The following is an 18,146-nucleotide window of genomic DNA, read 5'->3' as shown; positions in this document are numbered from 1 at the left end:
GATTAAGCCTCGGCCTGGCCCATCCAGGCCGGGGCGCCCCCTTGCTGGTCGTGCAGGTGAAACTCGCTGCGCAGGGTAGCCAGGGTGGTTTCGAGTTGAAGGATCAGGTCCGCCTGGTAAGCTCGGTGATCTACGCCATGTTCCTCACCGTGTTCAGCCATCTTGGAAAAGCCTTCACGCAATTCGCCCAGGATCTTTGCCTCGACTTCAAACTGCAGTGCGACAATCTCTGTGCGCAGCTCTTTGAGGACATCGTCAGGGGTGGCGGTCTGGATGCGTTTACGGTGCTTCTCCAGCTCCTGCTTGGTGCTGTCCAGTTCTTTGGTTTTCTTCGCCATGACTTCGCTCTGCGCTTCGTAGTCGGCGTTGGTTTCGTCCAGGCGTTTGCCCAGCTCTTCCTTTTCCTTGGCGTGCTTGGCAATGATTTCTTCGGCGAGATCAAGGAAGGCGTCCTTGTCACCGGTCTTGGCCACTTCAATCAGGGCCGATTTTTGGTCTTCTGGAAGGCGGCGGTACTGGCGCATTTCGCGGTAGCCGATGCCCATGCGGGACATGGAATCGAGGGCTTCCTCACCTAGCGCTCGGAGATTCGAAATATCCTCATCAGTCTGCGCTACAGATCTGCCAAGTAGTCCGCAAAACTCGTCCCACGATCCAGACAAGAATCCCTGACCGTCAGGAGTTTTTTTACCCTTCAATACTTTGTAGAGCTTGTTTTCCTTGACGTAAGCAAGTTTGGAAGTCCTGACGGTCAGGGAAAATTTGGCAAACGAGTCAGCCATTTGAGCCTGACCAAGCAACTGATTCAGGAGGTCTCGCTCTTCACTGTGCGAGGCAAGTATCGCCGCCATTGTGTTTTGGTTCGCGGTGAGCATCTCGCCATTCAGGACTGGCAGATCGACTGTTTCTACAGGTTGGGCTTTAGTACGTGCCATGGTGTTCTCCTTAGTTCATCGATCCAGCAGCTATGCGTTGATTGATTTCCTGCATGCGGTTAGTCAGGCGGGCCATATGCTCGGCGTGGGCCTGGGCGATCTGCAGCACACCCACTGAGTGAGCAAAACGACCGTTGTCCAGCTTCACCGCAAGCCCCTCCTCGATCAGGGTCTGCATCGCTCGCGTGATGTTGCTCGGGCTGTCCTGGGTGAGTTGGGCCAGATCGTTGTTGCTAAGGCCGGTCACGGTGTGGCCCTTCAAAGCCTTGAGGACTCGCAACACGCGCGCGGCGGCTGAGACGGTGCGGCTCATGGCTGCCCCTCCAGTTCAAGTTGTGGGTGTTGGGTTTGGCTGACATTGCCTCGGTGCCAAGCAAGCCCTTCCATTGCGGCTTGTATGGCCGCCAGGGTTTCGTCGGCTTCACAGTTCTTGGAATAGAAGGCGAGCAACCTGCCGGCTGCTGTGGTGAGAAGCTCCTGCAGAGCCTGCGTGTCCTGGGCCGTGCAGTTCCGGCCCGTAGGTACGTCAATGGTTAACCGACCAGCGCTGGCTGCAATCCAGCGAGTGACGTAGTCACAGCCACAGGCCCGTTCATAAGGACGAATTAAGTTGGCGGGCATACGGCCTGTCTGCAGCCACTTGTAAACCGACCAGTGATCAGCCACCCCCATCTCATCGGCGATACGCTCGACACCTTTGTTATGGGCGTCCTTGGCGAAGTCCTTGCACAGTTCCAGTGCATGACGCAGTGAGGTGGGTTGGATGTTCTTCCAGCGACGGCGGCTCATTGGAAGGACCTTTCCGATAGATGCTCCAAAACTTCTGAACTTTTGCAGCTATGCAAAGTGATTGCGTTGGATGCAATGTTTTGGGGTACATTCCCCAACACGGATTTGAGAAATGAACGACCGTATTGAGAAACTTGAGGCGCAGGTGAATGCATTGGCGCAGAGCTGGTTACGTCTCGCCGCAGCGCTTGAAGTTCAAGGGCTTGTTTCGCCCGGAGGGCTCCACGAGGCGTTGCTTTCGGTCCGCTGGCCTGGGCAGCCCATAGAGGCTGAAGCGACCAGGACATTGGCTTGGCTGTGCGATCACTTGAGCGAAGCACAGAAAGTACGACGATCTGTGGCGCCTCAAGCCTCAAAGGGCAAGTACGGAACTGCGATGCGGTAGCCATTACGCCGCCAATGCGGCAGTCGGCTTGAGGCCGAGCTTCACCGCAATATCATGGGCCTTGCCGTAATTGGCTTTGGCCTGGCCGTTGAGTACGCGATACACCTCGTTGCGGGTGTAGCCGTTTTCTTTGGCCCATTGAGTGAACGTTTTTCCAGCGCGTCGGAAGTTTTCCTTCACCTGGTGAGCGGTTAGGGCTTTGGCATGGGTGGCCATGGTGGTGGCTCCTGTGATGCAAAGATGGTTGATGTTTGTTTGATCGATTATGAGAACTGTAGTTCTCTTTTTCAAGGGGTTTTTGTGTCTTTTTCTTCTCTTTCAGCTGAGCGCATGAAGGAAGAGCGTGTTCGTCTTGGTCTTAAACAGGCCGAAATCGCTGAAATTTGTGGTGTTTCTCGCGAAATATGGGGGCGTTATGAGCGAGGCGCTACCGTTCCTGGTGGAGATGTATTGTTCTCTTTTGCTCGGGCGGGTGCCGATGTTCAATTCATCCTCACAGGTGGGCGAGCTGGCTCGGGCGACGTCACTAAAAGTGATGTGATGGCGGGAAAAATTGATGTGGATCGCCTGGAGCGAATTACTGAAATGCTTGAGAAAGCAGCCCGATTGGCAGGCAAGCAATGGACAACAAAAAAGCTGGTGGCTATTGCTTCGGAGGTCTACAACGTTCTCAGCGCAGATCAAGAACTGAGTGAGCCCCAGATGGAACGAGTCTTAAAGTTGGTGGTAAATCGCTGAATTAGCAAAGGAGCGTTATGCGAGGCGATGAAGAGTTAGTAGCCAAACTTTCGGCTAGGCTCACTGAAGAGATTGAGAACCTGCCTAATGATGGGAAAGATCACGAGCTGGTTATTAAAATTAAAGGTAATCACGGGAATATAAATCTCGGAACCCAAAACTTTGAAATAAATTCGACCAAGCAACCTCCACCTCAAGGAAGCGACAGGTCAAGAGAGTGCCCGCAATGCGGAAAAGTCACTTGGCGATATACCAAGTTATGCATGCACTGTGACTACAATTTACATAACCACGACCAAGTTGAGGCCGAAGAGCGCGAGAGAAGAGAGGCTGAGGAGTATAAAAAAAGGCTCGATACTTTTATGCTGAAGCTTCTTTTAGTCTTGATTTTTATCGCCGTCTTTAGCTACGCCATCAAGGACTATCTCCCCGCGACAATGAGGATTTGGTCCATGGTGGTCACAGGTGTGAGCGGCCTTTTTGCTTTTGTAGTCTTGGCTTCCTCTGGTAAGTAGATTGGCTAGGGTCATACTAATAATTTGCCTGCAAGTAGTCATAGATGGTTATTCTCAGGCCCGCGTCTGCCCAGATCGGCGTCAACAACAAGGATGTTACAATTGAGAACTCTAATTTTTGTTTTTGCAGCTTTGTTCTCCGTAGCCGCAGTCGCGGAAACTGTCGCAGAGAAACTCACTATCGTGAGCCTCGATAAAGACGTTGAAGCAAGCTCCCCAGAGGTCAAACGAACCCAAGTGGCTCTGACAAGGGCAATGACCGTTTGCAATGTTGAAAGTGAGGCCAAGCTTGCGGACATTGTCTGGTTCATTACAAAAAAAATACGCTCTGAGGGGCACTATGCAGAAGCAACAGACCTCATTGAAGGTGTGAACGCCGTACTCTTAGGGACAAAGGAAAAGCAAGACTGTACTGAGCTTCTTTCTTTGTATGCGGTGAATCGAATCCAGGGCAGCACGCACTCAGATGCTGTTGCAGGTGGGCGAGGCTTATATCGTGGGATGGGGCTCGTGAAATGAGGGGCCTAAACAGACGTTAACCAAGACTTAGTTCTCTTTAAACTCGATTAAAAGCCTTCCTGTACCACGCCGCCGAGAATGGCGGCGTGTGTATTTCTGGCGCCTGAAACCCCCGGCGCCTTTACAGGAGGCGTCCCATGCGACCCGAAAGCCCTCGCGGTATCCGCAACTTCAACCCCGGCAACATTCGCCATGTCAAAGGCACCCGCTGGCAGGGAATGTCAGCGAACCAAAATGACCCCGCATTCGTTCAGTTCACCGGCGCCCAATGGGGCATCCGTGCCCTAGCCAGGACGCTGATCACCTACCAAGACAAGCACCAGCTGCGCACCATCCGCCAAATCATTGGCCGTTGGGCACCGCCGAACGAGAACAACACTGAGAGTTATATTCGCCAAGTCGCTACCCGCGTGGGCGTATCCCCCGATACCAGGATCGATGTGTACGACTACCGCACCATGCGGGCTCTGGTTGAGGCAATTGTTCGTCATGAAAACGGCTCCGGCCCACTTCCCGAGGGCAATTGGTACGGAGAGTCGCTGGTAAACGATGGCCTGCACCTGGCCGGAGTCGTCCCCGACGCCTATCACGGGGAGCAGGCATGAAGCTGATCGACAACTGCCATTGCTGCTGGAAGCTCCATAGCGTCCAGCTGGCTATCGTCATCGCATTGCTGGGCCTCCTGCAGGTAACAATCCTGCCCATGTGGGAGGCCCAGCTTTCCCCCTCGACCTACGCGACAGTCAACAGCGTGTTGGCCGTGCTGCTCTTCCTGGCACGGCTGGTGAAGCAAGGGCCGGATCAAGGGGGCATCCCATGAACCTGCTGGCCCGCGTGTTCAACCATCTGTTGTCGCTACTCCCACGCTCCTGGTCATCGCCAGGCGTGGCGAGCTGGCACGGCCCCCAGCCGCTGACTAAGGCCAGCAAGCCTCGTGTTGCCGCTATTCGTCGTGCTGCACGAAAGGCACGTAGCCGTAGGAGCCTCAACCATGGGCGTACTTGAAGTCTTGCGCCGCTACGCGCCAGTCCTGCTTGCGTTTGCTTGGGCGATCTCTGTGCTGATTGCTTTCACTGCAGGCGATAAAGGTGCCACCGCTCGTGAGCGCGCAGTGGGCAACGAAGCCTTGGCAAGGCTGGAGCGAAAGCACGCGGATCAGCGTGCTGATTTGGCTCAGGCGAATCTTTCGGCGCTTCAGGAACAGGCCGAGCGCGCGGACCAGGTTGTCCGGCAACTGCAGCAAACCCAACAGCAGCTTTCCGACGCACATCAAGAGCTTCAGGAGCACATCCCCAATGTCACAACTGTCTATCTACCGGGGCCTGCTGCCAAGCCTGCTCCTATCCCTCACTGCGTGTTTACTGCTGGCTGGGTGCGCGACTTCAATCTCGCCCTCGGTGGAGCCGATCTGCCTGCCGCCGCCTCAGCTACCAACACCACCGTCCATGATGCAGCCGCCTGGGCAGCCCCCGGTTCTACGCAAGAACTACTGGAAAGCGGCGTCACCCCCGCAGACATCCTCGCTTTCGCCCAGGACTACGGTCGTTGGGCCTTGGGTATCCGTGCCCAACTCATCGCGTTTCAACACAAGGACTGACCGCATATGGATGTAGCTGATCTGGCTCAAGACAACGACTTCAACGAAGCCGCGTTGCAGATTCACAACACCAGGACACAGCGCCGCTCAGGACCTTCGGCATATCGCTGCGAAGAATGTGGCGATGCGATTCCAGAAGAGCGCCGCCAGGCCGAGCCTGGAACTGAGCACTGCGTGGACTGCAAATCAGCACTTGAGCACCTGCGTAAGCGAGGGATTCGATGAACCTCAATGAACTGAACTTCGGCTTTCAGACCGTGCAATGGCTGATGTTAACGGTACTGAGCATTTACACCTGGATGACCAAGCGACAGGCCGCCAGTGCTCAGGAACTGCTGGAGCTGCGTACTCGCATTGTCGCCCTGGAAGAGCACGTCCGGCACCTGCCTGACCAGACTGCCGTCACTGACCTTTTGGGCGACATGAAGGCGGTACGAGCCGAGCTGTCGGGGGTCAAGGAAGCGCTTGGCCCTTTAGCCCGCTCGCTGGACCGGATCAATGATTACTTGCTGCGAGAGAAGACATGACCCAATACGCCGAATTTCTACGTCAGGATTATCGCCTGGTCATTCTTCGCCTGCTGGGCGAGATGGGCGGCTACCGTGCCAACAGCTCGGTGCTGACTATGGCCCTGGACAGCTACGGCCATACGCTAAGCCGTGATCAAGTGAAAACCGAACTGCACTGGCTAGCGGAACAAGGCGCCTTGACGCTGGCTGATGTCGGCCCTGTCCTGGTGGCGACCCTCACCGAGCGCGGCCAGGACATCGCCGCAGGCCGAGCTCGTGTGCCAGGCATCAAGCGGCCAGGGGCATAACCATGGCAGGCAAGTCGTCCATCAATCGTCTGCCGCCGATGGTCAAGGCGTACATCCAGAAGCTCTTGCGCGAAGACCGCATGACGTTGGATGACATGCTGTCTGATATCCGGTCGCGCTTTCCTAACGAAAAAGCCCCCAGCCGTAGCGCACTGGGGCGCTTCAAGCTGGGTTTTGATCTACTGACTGAGAAGGCCCGACAGCACCGTGAGCAAGCCGAGGCCTTCGTGGGCGCCTTCGGGGAAGACTCATCCGACAAGACCGGGGCGTTGCTGGTCGAAGCGATATCGACCCTGGCCTACCAGGCCGCTGTGGGTGCTCACGAAAAGGATGATGTCACCACCAAGGAAGTGGCCGATCTGGCGCGGGCGGCGAAGAACACTATGCAGGCCCGCACCCTGAGTATCAAGGAGCGCCAGGCCATCGAAAAGGCCGCTCAGGAACGCCTGGTGCGCGAGCAGCAAGGCAAACTGGACGAGCTGGGCAAGTCGGGCGCGTTGTCAGCAGACACCCTGCAACGCATTCGACAAGAGGTCTATGGGCTATGAGCATCCTGCAGCCCGCCGTACCGCTGTTCGCCTACCAGAAAAAATGGCTGCGCGACCGTGAGCGTTTCAAGATCGGCATGTTTGCCCGCCAAACCGGCAAGACCTTCACCAGCACCCTGGAAATCGTCGATGACTGTTTCGAGGCTGAATCCCGTGGCGGTCGTACTCGCTGGGTCATTCTGTCCCGTGGCGAACGCCAGGCCAAGGAAGCCATGGACGAAGGGGTCAAGAAACATTGCCGCGCCTATAACCTGGCGGTGCAGGAGATCGAGGGCGAGTTCAAAGGGGCCTCTGGCGAACGCTTCACGATGTTGGATGTGGTCTTGCCGGGCGGTTCGAAGATCACTGCCTTGCCCGCCAACCCCGATACCGCACGGGGTTTTAGCGCCAACGTGTTCCTGGACGAATTCGCCTTTCACCAGGACAGTCGGAAGATCTGGACGGCCTTGTTTCCCGTGATCTCCAACGGCTGGAAGCTGCGCATCACGAGCACCCCGAACGGCAAGGGCAATAAGTTCTATGAGCTGATGACTGACAAGAAGCTGGCCGAGATCTGGTCGCGGCATACGGTCGATATTCACGCTGCTGTTGCTGACGGTCTGCCTCGGGACATCGAGCAGATGCGCGCCGCCCTCAATGATGAGGATGCCTGGGCGCAGGAATTTGAATTGCAGTGGCTGGATGAAGCCAGTGCCTGGTTGAGCTTTGAACTGATCAACGATGTGGAACATGACCAGGCCGGTCGCCCGGAGCTGTACAGCGGTGGGCCGTGTTTTGTGGGTGTCGATATCGGCATCCGCAATGACTTGTACGTGATCTGGGTGCTGGAACAGGTTGGCGATGTGTACTGGACGCGGGAAATCATCACCCGTAAACGCGCGTCCTTCCTGGAGCAAGACACCCTGCTCGATGACGTGTTCGCCCGTTACCGGGTGTTGCGTTGCTGCATTGACCAAACCGGTATGGGTGAGAAGCCCGTGGAAGATGCCAAGCGGCGGCACGGCTCGATGCGGGTCGAAGGGGTGGTTTTCAACACCGCCAGCAAGCTGACCATGGCCACCCGAGGCAAGGAAGTGTTCCAGGACAAACAGATTCGCATCCCCCTGGGTGACACCGAGTTGCGTAACGACCTGCACAAGCTTCAGAAGGTCGCGGGGCCTACAGGGGCGCCACGCTTTGTGGCCGAATCCGATGTGGCCGGTCACGCCGACCGGACCTGGGCGGGCTTTCTCGCGTTGAATGCCAGTGATGGCCCGAATGGCCCAGTCACCGTTAAGTCTCGCCGTCCTCGCCAGGGCGCCCGCATCACCCAGGGGTACGCATGAATCAGAAAGGTGTGTGGGTCACCCCCACGGAATTCGTCAACTTCGCCGAGCCGAAACATAAGGGCCTGACCGAACATATCGCCAGCCGTGCGCGCAGCTTCGATGCGCAGGCGCTGGGTATGTATCTGCCCAACCCCGACCCGATCCTCAAGGCTCAGGGCAAGGACATTAAGGTTTATCGGGATCTGCGCAGCTCGGCCCTGGTCGGCGGCAACATCCGCCGCCGCAAGTCGTCAGTCCTCGCCCTGGAGCGCGATCTGAAGCGCGGCAACGCCCCGGTGCGGGTTGAGCGTTTCGTACGGGACTGGCTCGCCGACCTCGATCTCGACCGCATTATTCGCGAGATGCTGGACGCGCCACTGTACGGGTTCCAACCCATTGAACTGATGTGGCGTCCGGTCGGCATGAACATCGTGCCCGAGGATCTGCTGGGCAAGCCCGCCGAGTGGTTCCTCTACGACCAGGAGAACAACTTGCGCTTCCGTGCCCGCGATGCCGGCTTGACTGGCGAGCTGTGCGATCCGCAACGCTTTGTTGTGGCCCGTCAGGATGCGACCTACAACAACCCGTATGGCTTCGCCGATCTGTCCATGTGCTTTTGGCCAGTGATTTTCATGAAGGGAGGCCTGAAGTTCTGGGTCCAGTTCACCGAGAAGTACGGATCACCTTGGGTGATCGGTAAACACCCTCGCGGGGCCAGTACCGGCGAAACTGATTTGCTGCTCGATAGCCTGGAAGCAATGGTTCAGGACGCAGTTGCCGTTATACCGGATGACTCCAGCGTCGAGATCATGGAGGCTGCAGGTAAAGCTGGCAGCGCCGATGTCTATCGCGAGTTGCTGGTCTATTGCCGTAGTGAAATCAACGTTGGCCTGCTGGGACAAAACCAAACAACCGAGGCCAACAGCAACCGGGCCAGCGCAACAGCAGGCCTGGAGGTTACCAAGGACATCCGCGACGGCGACAAGGGCATTGTTGCCGCGACCATGAACGCGGTCATACGCCGGTTGGTGGATCTGAACTTCGGCGAGAACGTCATCGCGCCTGTGTACGAACTATGGGAACAGGAGGAGATCGACAAGACCCAGGCTGACCGCGATAAGTCCCTAACTGAAGCAGGCGTGAAATTCACACCTCAGTATTGGAAGCGCACCTACAACCTGCAGGATGGCGACCTGGACGAGACTCAAGCTCCAACCGAGTCTCCAGAATTTGCCGAGGCATCCCTCGCGCCTATTCTCGACCAGGTAGCACTTGATCAAGCCATCAACAGCCTTCCCGCTGAATTGCTCCAGGAGCAGAGTGAACAGGTCGTTGCCTCTGTGATCGATGCACTGCTACGCGCTCGCACCGATACCGAGGCGCTCGGCCTGCTTGCGGAGCTGCATCCGACGATGGATGACCAGGCCCTGCAGGAGAACCTCACGCGATTGCTGTTCATGGCTGGCACATGGGGTCGGCTGAGTGCCAGTGTGGATCGGGACGACTGATGACAACCACAAACACGAGCCCAACCCCGGCTGACCTCAAGGCCATCTTCGGCCTTGAGCCCAAAAACGCTGTGGCCTACCTGAAGTCCAAAGGCTATGCGCTTACTTGGAACTGGCAGGAGATGCTCGACCAGGCGCACGACAAAGCCTTTACCGTCGCCAAGGCCATGCGCCTTGATCTGCTGTCGGACATTCGTGGTGCGCTGGAGACTGCCTTACAGGAAGGTCAGACCCTCAAGCAATTCATTGCAGCCCTGCAGCCCACACTTGAGTCACAAGGCTGGTGGGGCAAACAGGTGATTGTTGATAGTCAGGGTGTCGGCGAGTTGGTCCAGTTGGGCAGCCCGCGCCGTCTCAAGACCATCTATCAAACCAACCTGCAGAGCGCGTACATGGCCGGGCGTAAAGCTGAGATGGAGCAAACCACCGAGACCCATCCGTACTGGATGTATGTGGCGATACTGGACGGCAAGACGCGGCCCAGCCATCGTGCGCTAAGTGGCAGGGTGTATCGCCATGACGACCCGATCTGGTCGGCGATCTACCCGCCCAACGGATTCAACTGCCGTTGCCGCGTGACGGCGTTGAGCGAGTCTGCGGCCAAGCGCCGGGGCCTGAAGGTCGAGTCGAGCGAGGGGCGTCTCTTCACAGAGACTGTGGAAACAGGCATCGACAAGCGTACCGGCGAAGTCCGCACAGCGTCCGTGACCGGCATCCGTACCACCGATGCAGCGGGCAAGCCCATCACCTTCCGTACTGATCCGGGATTCAATCACGCACCGGGTACTGGCTTGGCGGATGTTCTAAAACGGAAACAAGCAGCAGCTGCTGGAGAGACTTGAGATGTTCACCGTTGAACTGGATCACCAACGCCTGCAGGCGGCCTTGCGTCGGGTTGAGTGGGCAGTAGGCGATCTGGCGCCACTGATGCGCGGCATCGGCGCCGAGCTGGCCAGCCAGACCGAGGAGAACTTCAGCGAGGAAGGTCGGCCCGACTGGGAAGACCTGTCCGATGTCACCACTGCACGCCGGGAGAAAACCGGTAACTGGCCTGGGCAGATGCTGCAGGTCAGTTCGGCAGGACTGGCCGCTTCGATCACAACACGGGCGACCGATAGCTCGGCCCTGGTCGGCAGCAACAAACCTTATGCCGCCATGATGCAGTTCGGGGGTAACCAGTCAGACTTCCCGCACCTGTGGGGTGACATTCCAGGTCGCCCATACCTGCCTATGGACGCCGAGGGCGAGCTGCAGCCCGAAGCAGAGGAAGCGATCCTGGAACTCGCGTTGAACCACATAGAAAGAGCTGCCCGCCTGTAAGGCTCTTTGAGGGGGTTTAGCAACGTTGCTACACCGATTCATCATCAGGGTCTTTGGACGCTACCGTAAAGCTTTATAAATGCTTTTGCTGGGCTTTATGCTGCCAAACAGCAGACTAAACTGCGCTTGTGGAGAACCAAATGAACAAAATGGAAGAAGAGGTTGTTTACTTGACCGCTGTGGTCGAGATGATTAGGTCGATGGTCAATCATGAGTTAATGGTCATACGTGGTGAGGGCGACCATAAGAGCATCCAATTTAAAGGGATGACACATCAGCAGTTTTTCTTCATCGCCCTTGTAGATTTTCTATCAAAGACAGATGCAAAAGCCCCCGTTCCATCAGCAACCTACCTAAGCGCTCTAAGGGGCATTAGCGATACTCCAAGCTTCTCCGTGGGGAACTCTGTGAGTGATTTGAGAAAATCAGTGAATATTTTTGCTGATTGGTTGAATGAGAAAATCACCGTCGCCCTTTGGTTGCCATCGCTAGATCTTGAAACCGAGGTCCAAATCTCAAGGCTCTTGCTGCTTAAAATCGTCGGCAACGTTTCAAAGCACAACACTTTGCGATCTGTCGGAGTCGCAGCGGACTTGCGGAGCCTTCTGCAAGAAGCAGGTCATGACTTTGACTTATTCCAAGCAATGCTCGCTCAAGAAGAAATATACGAGTCCTTTCATGACAACGTATCCATGTATCACGCAAGCACAATTGTTGAGTTTCTAAACAATATTTACTGGGGGATTCAAAACTATTTGTTGCCGGAGTACTCACGTAGCTTTACTCCTGACGGTGGTGGTTCATCACGCTACAAATTTCTATATCCCGACACACTTGAAAACCCTTACGCAAGACACTGTTATTGGGGCTTAATGAATCAAATCCGCTCGGAACCGATTTTTGAACCCTTCACCGTGACGGAGCACCTCAAAGGCCAATACTGAGTCTGTTCACGGCAGTCTTTAAACTCGATTAAAAGCCTTAGGCCGTCCATTCGCCCAATCTGTGCGCATCACCTTCAGCTGAAGCGCACAGACCATGAAGCCACTCCACATTTTCAAGCCGGGCAACCACGTCACCATGAGTGGCGCCTGCATCTCCTTTGGCGAGTCCGATCTGGCCGCCACCGTACTCGCCTACGATCCGGCATTGCATGAAGCTCCGCTGGTCATCGGCCATCCCAAGCACGATGCACCTGCAGCCGGTTGGGTCAAATCGCTTTCGACCGCCCCTGACGGCCTGGTCGCAGTTCCACATGAGGTTGATGTGGCCTTTGCGGATTTGGTGGCGCAAAAGAAATTCAAGAAGATCTCTGCCTCCTTCTATCACCCCGACGCCGCCAACAACCCGGTGCCGGGCGTGTACTACCTACGTCATGTCGGCTTTCTCGGGGCGCAGCCGCCGTCAGTCAAAGGGCTCCGCCCCATCGAACTGGCGGAGGACGAGGAAGGCGTCGTCGAGTTCGGCGACTTCGGCGATAGCGTTTCGGCCGGAGTGTTCCGCCGCCTGCGCGAGTGGCTCATCGACAAGTTCAGTCAGGAAGACGCTGACCGCGTTGTTCCTGGTTGGGACGTGGACAACTTGCTGGCGGAGTCCCGCCGCGAAGTCGACAGCCCCGCATTCACCGAACCCACTCCATCCAACAAACCCACCACCGAGGAACACCCCGTGAACCCAGCGGAAAAAGCCGCCCTGGAGGCGGAAAACACTCGCCTCAAAACTCAGTTGGCCGCACACCAGGAACGGGAGCAGAAGGAACAGGCTGCCCAACGTCATACCAAGAACCTGGCTTTCGCTGAAGGCCTGGTTGGTGCAGGCAAGCTGCTGCCCAAACACACCGCCGCACTGATCGCCGCCTTGGACTTCGCCGAGGCAGGTGATGCACCGCTGGAGTTCGGCGAAGGCGATCAACGCAAGCCGGTTATCGACGGCCTCAAGGCAATCTTCGACGACCTGCCGCAACAGATCGACTTCGCGGAGCAAGCGAGCAAGCACCGCCAGGGCGATCTGCATGTCCCAAGCGATCTGGAGTTCGCCGAGAAGAACACCGACCCCGACCGCCTCAGCTTGCACAACCGTGCAACTGCCCTGGCCGCCGACAAAAACATCCCTTACGAGTCGGCGGTTCGCCAACTCATCAAGTAACAAGGAGTCATCATGGCTGATCGTTTGAGCAAACTGCGGATCGTTGATCCGGTTCTCACTAACCTGGCGCGTGGTTATCGCAATGCCCAATACATCGGCGAGGGCTTGTTCCCTATTGCGCTGATGGACAAGGAAGCCGGGGTCATTCCGGTGTTCGGCAAGGAGGCTTTCGAGGTCTACGACACCGAGCGGGCAATCCGTGCCCAATCCAACGTCATGACCCCGGATGATGTTGACGGTCTCGACGTGGTGCTGCGTGAACATGACCTCGCTTATCCCGTGGACTACCGCGAGAAGAACGAGTCCATGTTCGATGCTGAAGCCCGAGCCTCTCGACGCGTCGTCAACGCCATCGACCTGCGCCGCGAGGTGCTCTGCGCCAAATTGGCGCAAAACCCCAACACTTTCCTTCCAGGTGCCAAGGTCACCCTGTCCGGCTCCAGCCAATGGAGCAATGGCGGTGGCGATCCCATCGCCGTGGTTGAGCAAGGCAAGGAAGTGGTTCGTAGTCGAATCGGTATTCGCCCTAACACCATGACCATGGGCGCTTCGGTGTATCAGTCTCTGAAGTTCCACCCAAAGCTTCAGGCGGCCTTGGGTTCGACCGAACGCAAGCTGATCACCGTTGAACATCTGAAAGCCCTGTTCGGTATCCAGGACATTTTGATCGGTGAATCCCTGGCGGGCTCGGTCAACACCTCCGATATCTGGAGTGACAACATGACGTTGGCCTATGTGGCCAAGCCTGCAGCTGGCGCCGAGGCCGACTACGACGAGCCGAGCTTCGGCTACACCCTGCGCCGTAAGGGTATGCCCGAGATCGATACCTATGACGGCTCGGGCGGCAAAGTGCGCTTCGTTCGTAACACTGACATCTACAAGCCCGTGGTCGTGGGCGCTGATGCCGGTTACCTGATTTCCGATATCAACGTCTGAGGTTTCCATGGCTACGAAGAAGACAGGACAAGACCAGGACAGCGCATTGGTAAATGCTGAAGAAGTGGCTCCGGGGGATGTCGGCCAAGCCGCAGTGGGCGCCCCAGCCTCTGCAGCACCTTCGCAATCAGGCGCTCCTTCACCAAGCACGACGGCAGTTGACGCAACTGCTGCCCCAGGTTCTGCCCAGGAGCTGCCTGGTTACCTGGTTACGGATGTGTCGTGCGTGTTGCATGACGGCACCTGGTATCACCAGGGCGATGAAGTTTTCCTGAACGACAAGGACGCGGTGCCGCTGTTGAACCGCCGAATTATCAAACCGTTGCGGAGCGAAAAATGAAGACTCAACAACCTGTTCTTACCATCTCGGTGGTCGCCCTGGTCGATCTTCCCCGCAACCGCTTTGCCAGCTTTGCTGGTGGGCTCTGCGGGGCTGGTGCCAAGGCCCTGGGCACGGTTCAAGCCGATACCGAAGCTGACAGTGTGGCTCCGGTCAATGTGCTGGGTATCTGCCTGATCACAGCGGGTGCAGCGGTCGTGGCCGGTGTCGAGGTCGAGTCGGACGCCTCGGGACGTGCGGTGACTCTCGCTTCTGGTAAGTCGAACGGCTTCGCCATGGACGCAGCAACTGCTGCAGGTGATGTCATCCGTATCGTCCGGGGAATTTGACCAGTCATGCGCTACTGCAGCCGTGATGACATCGGGCGGGCTATTCCAGAGCTGACCCTTGTTCAGCTCTCGAACGATGACCCCGCAGCCGAGCAGCCCAACGAGAACGTGATCGAGGATGCCGTCCGCCAGGCAGAGGAGCTGGTTGATGGCTATCTACGTGGTCGTTACGACTTGCCACTCAATCCAGTGCCAACCGTGTTGCGGGATGCAGTCGTCTACCTGGCTCGCCACTGGCTCTATCAGCGCCGCCCGGAAGGTGCGTTGCCCGACGCGGTAAAGGACAGCCGCAAGGACACCATCAAGCTCCTGGAGAGCATCCGCGACGGCGTGGTCACCCTGGGTATGCCCAGTGGTCAGGCCACGCCCGAGCCGGGTGAAGTCCGTGTTCGCGCTCGTCGTCAACAGTTCGGTGGTGACCTTTGGAAGCAATACCGATGAACCGGTCCAAAACCCAAACCAAGGAGCTGCTGGATGCCATGCATCAGCGCCTGCAGGAGACCTTCAGCAAGACGCTGATGGTCGAGCTGTTTCCTGAAAACCCTGCGGCCTACCGCCTGAACCACCCCCGAGGGGCGATATTGCTGGCCTACGGCAAATCGACCTTTGGCGGATCAGAAGCCAACGATGCGGTGTTCCAGACCCGCACCCTGATTATTCGGTTGACCCTGGTGTTTCGCCAGCTCAATGGCAAGGACGGGGTGATCGGCTACCTGGACGAGATCCGCGAATGCCTGACCGGCTGGTTCGCCCCGCACTGCGACCAGGCCTGCCGCCCCGTGGCCGAACAGTTCATTGGTCAGGTCAGCGGACTATGGCAATACGGCCAGGACTTTTCCATGCGCGCCACTCAACTACAAACGATGACTCAACCTGGTGGTGCGCTATTAATCCAACCCTTTTTTGAGGGGGTCCAATGAACCTAACTCGCTACATCTATATGGGGCCACCCAGCGCCGCCTCCCTGCGGGTAGGCGATGAACTGCTTGAAGTGCAACTGCATACCAATGAAAGCGTTGAGCTGCCCCCGGGCCACGAATACACCAAGGTATTGCTGGAACTGAAGCATTTACGGGCAATGCCGGTCGAGGCTAAAGCCTCCTCCAAGTCTGTTGCCGAGGTCGCACCAAAGGGAGCGAAATCTTAATGGCCAGCACCACTGAACGCGACTTCATCGCCCGTCAACAGGTTATCCGTCAGGCCATGCTCGGAGCCCTCTATGAGAAGCGCAAAACCGGGCAATCAGGATTCTCGCGAGACCTGACACATACCTTGGGACATGACCCGCAAGAGTGCGTGTTCGCACTTGAGTTCCTGGTTGAAATGGGCCTTGTCCGTCACGAGTCCATTCATTGCCGGATCACCGCGCAGGGCATTACTTACTTTGAACAGAGGGTGTCTGCATGAGCGCCAATTACTTACACGGCATTGAAACCACCGAGATAGAGCGAGGCCCTAGGGCAATCAAGGTGGTCAAGTCTGCAGTCATTGCCTTGGTCGGCACCGCACCCATAGGGCCAGTCAATCAACTGACGCTGTGCTTGACCGAGGGCGATGCTGCCCAGTTCGGCACCCACCTTACTGGCTTCAGCATTCCCGAGGCCCTGGACGGCATCTATGACTTCGGCTCAGGTACTGTGCTGGTGGTCAATGTCCTCGATCCGGCGATTCATCGGACGGATGTGTCGGGCCAGGCTCGCCAGTTCGGCGACAACGATCTCCTGCAGCTCGGGCACGGTGCGTTGCAACAGCTGAAAGTGAAGTCGGCGGATGACACCAACACCTATACGCTAGCCACTGACTACACCGTGGACATGCTGACTGGTCGGGTAAAACGCCTGGCGACAGGGATTATTCCAGCCAAGGCCCAGGTGAAAGTGGATTACACCCACGCTGACCCGTCCAAGATCACGCCTGCCGAGGTTATTGGTGCGGTGACGTTGGCAGGCCGCCGTACCGGCTTGAAGGCGTTCCAGGATAGCTACAACACCCTGGGCTTCTTCTCCAAGATTTTCATCGCCCCTGGTTTCAGTACCCTTAATGCGGTGGGTGTCGAACTTATCTCAGAAGCTACCAGGGTTGGCGCCGTCGCCTACATCGACGCGCCGATCGGCGTAACGGTGCAACAGGTGATTGCCGGTCGTGGGCCGGTGGGCGCCATCAACTTCAACACCAGCAGCGACCGAGCCCGTTTGTGCTACCCGCACGTCAAAGTGTACGACGCTGCAACCAACGGCGAACGCCTGCAGCCACTGTCGATCCGTGCTGCAGGCCTGCGGGCCAAGGTGGACAACGACAAGGGTTACTGGTGGAGCAGCTCCAACCAGGAGCTGCTCGGCATCATCGGGCTGGAGCGCCCGTTGACGGCGCGAATCGATGATCCGAACAGTGAAGTCAACCTGCTGAACGAAGTAGGCATCACCACCGTCTTCAACTCATTCGGCACCGGCCTGCGCTTGTGGGGCAACCGTACAGCGGCCTGGCCGAACGTGACCCATATGCGCAACTTCGAAAACGTCCGGCGTACAAAGGACGTGGCCGATGAGTCGATCCGCTACAGCTCGCTGCAGTTCGTGGACATGCCGATCACCAACTCGCTCATCACCAGCATCACAGAGAGCGTCAACCTGTTCCTGCGCAAGCTGATCGGCGATGAAGCCTTGATCGGCGGTGAATGCTGGTATGACCCAGCGCGAAACCCTCAGACGGAGCTGGAAAAAGGACATGCGTTGTTCAACTACAAGCTGACCGTGCCGCTGCCATTTGAGCGCGGAACCTTTGAAACCGAAATCACCGGGGAATACCTGGTCAACCTGGGAGCCAAATAATGGCTGGCTTTAGTGCTCACCGTGTTTCCAACGCCGCGATTTACCTGGACGGTGCCAGCTTCTTTGGCCGCGCCGAAGAGATCGATCTGGGCTCGGTCAAGACCGTGACCAGCGACTTCCAGGGACTGGGAATGGTTGGCCTGATCGAACTGCCAGACGGCATCGACAAGCTGGAGGGCAAGATCATCTGGAACAGCTTGTACTACGACGCGGCGGTCAAGCTGGTCACCCCGTTCAAGAGCGTGCAATTGCAGTGTCGTTCCAACGTCCAGGTGTTCAACAACGGCGGCCTGGTCAATGAAGTGGCCCTGGTGACGATGATGACAATCACCGGCAAAGAGTACCAACTGGGCAGCCATAAACCACGAGACCCGACCAAGTACGAGACTCCGTTCTCGGCAACATACGTGCGTCAGGTACTGGATGGGCAGGAGGTAGTGCTGCTCGATTACTTGGCCAACATCTTCCGCGTCGGCGGTCAGGACCAGTTGGCCAAGTACAAGAAGAACATCGGGCAAGCGTAAACACCGTCTGAGCACCAAGTCTGATCAAAGCCCCGCCATTGCGCGGGGATTTGCTTTGAGGTCATC

30 protein-coding genes are annotated in these 18,146 nt (G+C 57.2%); 26 read left to right on the top strand and 4 right to left on the bottom strand.

Translation table 11 applies throughout. The features are described from left to right. Positions 1-2: 2 nt before the first annotated feature. The 3 genes from ATY02_RS20580 to ATY02_RS20570 are packed head-to-tail and all read right to left on the bottom strand — an operon-like array spanning position 3 to position 1,724. A complete protein-coding gene (locus ATY02_RS20580) occupies positions 3-935 on the bottom strand; it encodes a hypothetical protein (protein WP_068589133.1) in 933 nt (310 codons plus the stop codon). A gap of 10 nt (positions 936-945) precedes the next feature. Continuing rightward, the gene (locus tag ATY02_RS20575; protein WP_068589130.1) at positions 946-1,248 is read right to left on the bottom strand and encodes a helix-turn-helix domain-containing protein; all 303 of its coding nucleotides are present in this window, start codon (positions 1,246-1,248) and stop codon (positions 946-948) included. Next, positions 1,245-1,724 (bottom strand): hypothetical protein, encoded by a 480-nt coding sequence (locus ATY02_RS20570; protein ID WP_068589128.1) that lies wholly within the window; start codon positions 1,722-1,724, stop codon positions 1,245-1,247. Before ATY02_RS20570 ends, ATY02_RS20575 begins: the two co-directional genes overlap by 4 nt. Before the next feature lie 112 nt (positions 1,725-1,836). Here ATY02_RS20570 and ATY02_RS20565 point away from each other — a divergent pair, with 112 nt between their 5' ends. After that, complete coding sequence (locus ATY02_RS20565; RefSeq protein WP_068589124.1) at positions 1,837-2,109, top strand: hypothetical protein; 273 nt, start codon at positions 1,837-1,839, stop codon at positions 2,107-2,109. A 3-nt stretch (positions 2,110-2,112) separates the two neighbouring features. Here ATY02_RS20565 and ATY02_RS20560 read toward each other — a convergent pair whose 3' ends face one another. Further along, positions 2,113-2,325 carry a DNA-binding protein gene (locus ATY02_RS20560; RefSeq protein WP_068589121.1) on the bottom strand — a complete coding sequence of 71 codons (213 nt, stop codon included), beginning with the start codon at positions 2,323-2,325 and terminating at the stop codon, positions 2,113-2,115. Here ATY02_RS20560 and ATY02_RS20555 point away from each other — a divergent pair. The 25 genes from ATY02_RS20555 (at position 2,314) to ATY02_RS20435 (ending at position 18,080) form a co-directional block, all read left to right on the top strand. After that, entirely contained in the window at positions 2,314-2,847 is a 534-nt protein-coding gene (locus ATY02_RS20555) for a helix-turn-helix domain-containing protein (protein WP_206600621.1), read from the top strand. The genes ATY02_RS20560 and ATY02_RS20555 overlap by 12 nt on opposite strands. Positions 2,848-2,864: 17 nt before the next feature. Further along, the gene (locus ATY02_RS20550) at positions 2,865-3,362 is read left to right on the top strand and encodes a hypothetical protein (protein ID WP_068589113.1); all 498 of its coding nucleotides are present in this window, start codon (positions 2,865-2,867) and stop codon (positions 3,360-3,362) included. A 102-nt stretch (positions 3,363-3,464) separates the two neighbouring features. After that, a complete protein-coding gene (locus ATY02_RS20545; protein ID WP_068589110.1) occupies positions 3,465-3,881 on the top strand; it encodes a hypothetical protein in 417 nt (138 codons plus the stop codon). A gap of 137 nt (positions 3,882-4,018) precedes the next feature. Continuing rightward, positions 4,019-4,486: a structural protein gene (locus ATY02_RS20540; RefSeq protein WP_068589107.1), complete on the top strand. Its 468-nt coding sequence runs from the start codon at positions 4,019-4,021 to the stop codon at positions 4,484-4,486. Beyond that, positions 4,483-4,701, top strand: coding sequence for a hypothetical protein (locus ATY02_RS20535; RefSeq protein ID WP_068589104.1), 219 nt, complete (start codon positions 4,483-4,485; stop codon positions 4,699-4,701). Before ATY02_RS20540 ends, ATY02_RS20535 begins: the two co-directional genes overlap by 4 nt. Before the next feature lie 171 nt (positions 4,702-4,872). Further along, positions 4,873-5,478: a hypothetical protein gene (locus ATY02_RS20530; RefSeq protein WP_068589101.1), complete on the top strand. Its 606-nt coding sequence runs from the start codon at positions 4,873-4,875 to the stop codon at positions 5,476-5,478. A gap of 6 nt (positions 5,479-5,484) precedes the next feature. After that, a complete protein-coding gene (locus tag ATY02_RS20525; RefSeq protein WP_083236087.1) occupies positions 5,485-5,703 on the top strand; it encodes a TraR/DksA C4-type zinc finger protein in 219 nt (72 codons plus the stop codon). Then, on the top strand, positions 5,700-6,005 hold the full coding sequence (locus ATY02_RS20520) for a DUF2730 family protein (RefSeq protein WP_025132158.1): 306 nt from the start codon (positions 5,700-5,702) through the stop codon (positions 6,003-6,005). Before ATY02_RS20525 ends, ATY02_RS20520 begins: the two co-directional genes overlap by 4 nt. Next, positions 6,002-6,295, top strand: coding sequence for a hypothetical protein (locus tag ATY02_RS20515; protein ID WP_068589098.1), 294 nt, complete (start codon positions 6,002-6,004; stop codon positions 6,293-6,295). The genes ATY02_RS20520 and ATY02_RS20515 overlap by 4 nt, the downstream gene beginning before the upstream one ends. 2 nt (positions 6,296-6,297) lie before the next feature. Continuing rightward, entirely contained in the window at positions 6,298-6,843 is a 546-nt protein-coding gene (locus ATY02_RS20510; protein ID WP_068589094.1) for a phage protein Gp27 family protein, read from the top strand. Next, positions 6,840-8,168, top strand: coding sequence for a terminase large subunit domain-containing protein (locus ATY02_RS20505; RefSeq protein WP_068589091.1), 1,329 nt, complete (start codon positions 6,840-6,842; stop codon positions 8,166-8,168). Before ATY02_RS20510 ends, ATY02_RS20505 begins: the two co-directional genes overlap by 4 nt. Further along, complete coding sequence (locus ATY02_RS20500; RefSeq protein WP_068589088.1) at positions 8,165-9,658, top strand: phage portal protein family protein; 1,494 nt, start codon at positions 8,165-8,167, stop codon at positions 9,656-9,658. Before ATY02_RS20505 ends, ATY02_RS20500 begins: the two co-directional genes overlap by 4 nt. Continuing rightward, complete coding sequence (locus ATY02_RS20495) at positions 9,658-10,500, top strand: phage minor head protein (protein ID WP_068589085.1); 843 nt, start codon at positions 9,658-9,660, stop codon at positions 10,498-10,500. Before ATY02_RS20500 ends, ATY02_RS20495 begins: the two co-directional genes overlap by 1 nt. A 1-nt stretch (position 10,501) precedes the next feature. Then, positions 10,502-10,978, top strand: coding sequence for a phage virion morphogenesis protein (locus tag ATY02_RS20490; RefSeq protein WP_068589083.1), 477 nt, complete (start codon positions 10,502-10,504; stop codon positions 10,976-10,978). 140 nt (positions 10,979-11,118) lie between these two features. Then, positions 11,119-11,922 (top strand): hypothetical protein, encoded by an 804-nt coding sequence (locus tag ATY02_RS20485; RefSeq protein ID WP_083236088.1) that lies wholly within the window; start codon positions 11,119-11,121, stop codon positions 11,920-11,922. 94 nt (positions 11,923-12,016) lie between these two features. Then, positions 12,017-13,123, top strand: a complete 1,107-nt coding sequence (locus ATY02_RS20480) for a peptidase (RefSeq protein ID WP_068589081.1) — start codon at positions 12,017-12,019, stop codon at positions 13,121-13,123. A gap of 12 nt (positions 13,124-13,135) precedes the next feature. Next, positions 13,136-14,059, top strand: coding sequence for a hypothetical protein (locus ATY02_RS20475; RefSeq protein WP_068589078.1), 924 nt, complete (start codon positions 13,136-13,138; stop codon positions 14,057-14,059). 7 nt (positions 14,060-14,066) lie between these two features. Continuing rightward, the gene (locus ATY02_RS20470; protein ID WP_141698267.1) at positions 14,067-14,399 is read left to right on the top strand and encodes a hypothetical protein; all 333 of its coding nucleotides are present in this window, start codon (positions 14,067-14,069) and stop codon (positions 14,397-14,399) included. Continuing rightward, complete coding sequence (locus ATY02_RS20465; protein ID WP_068589076.1) at positions 14,396-14,728, top strand: capsid cement protein; 333 nt, start codon at positions 14,396-14,398, stop codon at positions 14,726-14,728. Before ATY02_RS20470 ends, ATY02_RS20465 begins: the two co-directional genes overlap by 4 nt. A 6-nt stretch (positions 14,729-14,734) precedes the next feature. Then, complete coding sequence (locus ATY02_RS20460; protein WP_068589074.1) at positions 14,735-15,169, top strand: gp436 family protein; 435 nt, start codon at positions 14,735-14,737, stop codon at positions 15,167-15,169. Beyond that, positions 15,166-15,648 (top strand): Gp37 family protein, encoded by a 483-nt coding sequence (locus ATY02_RS20455; protein ID WP_068589071.1) that lies wholly within the window; start codon positions 15,166-15,168, stop codon positions 15,646-15,648. The genes ATY02_RS20460 and ATY02_RS20455 overlap by 4 nt, the downstream gene beginning before the upstream one ends. After that, positions 15,645-15,875, top strand: a complete 231-nt coding sequence (locus ATY02_RS20450; protein WP_083236089.1) for a hypothetical protein — start codon at positions 15,645-15,647, stop codon at positions 15,873-15,875. Before ATY02_RS20455 ends, ATY02_RS20450 begins: the two co-directional genes overlap by 4 nt. Next, complete coding sequence (locus tag ATY02_RS20445) at positions 15,875-16,135, top strand: hypothetical protein (protein ID WP_068589069.1); 261 nt, start codon at positions 15,875-15,877, stop codon at positions 16,133-16,135. The genes ATY02_RS20450 and ATY02_RS20445 overlap by 1 nt, the downstream gene beginning before the upstream one ends. Continuing rightward, on the top strand, positions 16,132-17,556 hold the full coding sequence (locus tag ATY02_RS20440; protein WP_068589067.1) for a phage tail sheath subtilisin-like domain-containing protein: 1,425 nt from the start codon (positions 16,132-16,134) through the stop codon (positions 17,554-17,556). Before ATY02_RS20445 ends, ATY02_RS20440 begins: the two co-directional genes overlap by 4 nt. Continuing rightward, on the top strand, positions 17,556-18,080 hold the full coding sequence (locus ATY02_RS20435) for a phage major tail tube protein (RefSeq protein WP_068589062.1): 525 nt from the start codon (positions 17,556-17,558) through the stop codon (positions 18,078-18,080). Before ATY02_RS20440 ends, ATY02_RS20435 begins: the two co-directional genes overlap by 1 nt. Positions 18,081-18,146 lie beyond the last annotated feature (66 nt).

Source organism: Pseudomonas sp. BIOMIG1BAC (assembly GCF_001705995.2).
GTDB classification, from domain to species: domain Bacteria; phylum Pseudomonadota; class Gammaproteobacteria; order Pseudomonadales; family Pseudomonadaceae; genus Aquipseudomonas; species Aquipseudomonas sessilinigenes.
Note: the sequence above shows the minus strand (reverse complement) of the source record. Positions and strands in the feature narration are given on the sequence as shown.

What these genes read in the sequence shown, in the direction of transcription:
- ATY02_RS20480 (WP_068589081.1), top strand. Translation starts at nt 12,017, where the DNA reads ATGAAGCCACTCCACATTTTCAAGCCGGGCAACCACGTCACCATGAGT.
- ATY02_RS20465 (WP_068589076.1), top strand. Translation starts at nt 14,396, where the DNA reads ATGAAGACTCAACAACCTGTTCTTACCATCTCGGTGGTCGCCCTGGTC.
- ATY02_RS20470 (WP_141698267.1), top strand. Translation starts at nt 14,067, where the DNA reads ATGGCTACGAAGAAGACAGGACAAGACCAGGACAGCGCATTGGTAAAT.
- ATY02_RS20440 (WP_068589067.1), top strand. Translation starts at nt 16,132, where the DNA reads ATGAGCGCCAATTACTTACACGGCATTGAAACCACCGAGATAGAGCGA.
- ATY02_RS20565 (WP_068589124.1), top strand. Translation starts at nt 1,837, where the DNA reads ATGAACGACCGTATTGAGAAACTTGAGGCGCAGGTGAATGCATTGGCG.
- ATY02_RS20520 (WP_025132158.1), top strand. Translation starts at nt 5,700, where the DNA reads ATGAACCTCAATGAACTGAACTTCGGCTTTCAGACCGTGCAATGGCTG.
- ATY02_RS20475 (WP_068589078.1), top strand. Translation starts at nt 13,136, where the DNA reads ATGGCTGATCGTTTGAGCAAACTGCGGATCGTTGATCCGGTTCTCACT.
- ATY02_RS20505 (WP_068589091.1), top strand. Translation starts at nt 6,840, where the DNA reads ATGAGCATCCTGCAGCCCGCCGTACCGCTGTTCGCCTACCAGAAAAAA.
- ATY02_RS20485 (WP_083236088.1), top strand. Translation starts at nt 11,119, where the DNA reads ATGAACAAAATGGAAGAAGAGGTTGTTTACTTGACCGCTGTGGTCGAG.
- ATY02_RS20495 (WP_068589085.1), top strand. Translation starts at nt 9,658, where the DNA reads ATGACAACCACAAACACGAGCCCAACCCCGGCTGACCTCAAGGCCATC.
- ATY02_RS20445 (WP_068589069.1), top strand. Translation starts at nt 15,875, where the DNA reads ATGGCCAGCACCACTGAACGCGACTTCATCGCCCGTCAACAGGTTATC.
- ATY02_RS20435 (WP_068589062.1), top strand. Translation starts at nt 17,556, where the DNA reads ATGGCTGGCTTTAGTGCTCACCGTGTTTCCAACGCCGCGATTTACCTG.
- ATY02_RS20535 (WP_068589104.1), top strand. Translation starts at nt 4,483, where the DNA reads ATGAAGCTGATCGACAACTGCCATTGCTGCTGGAAGCTCCATAGCGTC.
- ATY02_RS20560 (WP_068589121.1), bottom strand. Translation starts at nt 2,325, where the DNA reads ATGGCCACCCATGCCAAAGCCCTAACCGCTCACCAGGTGAAGGAAAAC.
- ATY02_RS20540 (WP_068589107.1), top strand. Translation starts at nt 4,019, where the DNA reads ATGCGACCCGAAAGCCCTCGCGGTATCCGCAACTTCAACCCCGGCAAC.
- ATY02_RS20510 (WP_068589094.1), top strand. Translation starts at nt 6,298, where the DNA reads ATGGCAGGCAAGTCGTCCATCAATCGTCTGCCGCCGATGGTCAAGGCG.
- ATY02_RS20525 (WP_083236087.1), top strand. Translation starts at nt 5,485, where the DNA reads ATGGATGTAGCTGATCTGGCTCAAGACAACGACTTCAACGAAGCCGCG.
- ATY02_RS20500 (WP_068589088.1), top strand. Translation starts at nt 8,165, where the DNA reads ATGAATCAGAAAGGTGTGTGGGTCACCCCCACGGAATTCGTCAACTTC.
- ATY02_RS20450 (WP_083236089.1), top strand. Translation starts at nt 15,645, where the DNA reads ATGAACCTAACTCGCTACATCTATATGGGGCCACCCAGCGCCGCCTCC.
- ATY02_RS20530 (WP_068589101.1), top strand. Translation starts at nt 4,873, where the DNA reads ATGGGCGTACTTGAAGTCTTGCGCCGCTACGCGCCAGTCCTGCTTGCG.
- ATY02_RS20490 (WP_068589083.1), top strand. Translation starts at nt 10,502, where the DNA reads ATGTTCACCGTTGAACTGGATCACCAACGCCTGCAGGCGGCCTTGCGT.
- ATY02_RS20575 (WP_068589130.1), bottom strand. Translation starts at nt 1,248, where the DNA reads ATGAGCCGCACCGTCTCAGCCGCCGCGCGCGTGTTGCGAGTCCTCAAG.
- ATY02_RS20570 (WP_068589128.1), bottom strand. Translation starts at nt 1,724, where the DNA reads ATGAGCCGCCGTCGCTGGAAGAACATCCAACCCACCTCACTGCGTCAT.
- ATY02_RS20555 (WP_206600621.1), top strand. Translation starts at nt 2,314, where the DNA reads ATGGGTGGCCATGGTGGTGGCTCCTGTGATGCAAAGATGGTTGATGTT.
- ATY02_RS20455 (WP_068589071.1), top strand. Translation starts at nt 15,166, where the DNA reads ATGAACCGGTCCAAAACCCAAACCAAGGAGCTGCTGGATGCCATGCAT.
- ATY02_RS20460 (WP_068589074.1), top strand. Translation starts at nt 14,735, where the DNA reads ATGCGCTACTGCAGCCGTGATGACATCGGGCGGGCTATTCCAGAGCTG.
- ATY02_RS20515 (WP_068589098.1), top strand. Translation starts at nt 6,002, where the DNA reads ATGACCCAATACGCCGAATTTCTACGTCAGGATTATCGCCTGGTCATT.
- ATY02_RS20550 (WP_068589113.1), top strand. Translation starts at nt 2,865, where the DNA reads ATGCGAGGCGATGAAGAGTTAGTAGCCAAACTTTCGGCTAGGCTCACT.
- ATY02_RS20580 (WP_068589133.1), bottom strand. Translation starts at nt 935, where the DNA reads ATGGCACGTACTAAAGCCCAACCTGTAGAAACAGTCGATCTGCCAGTC.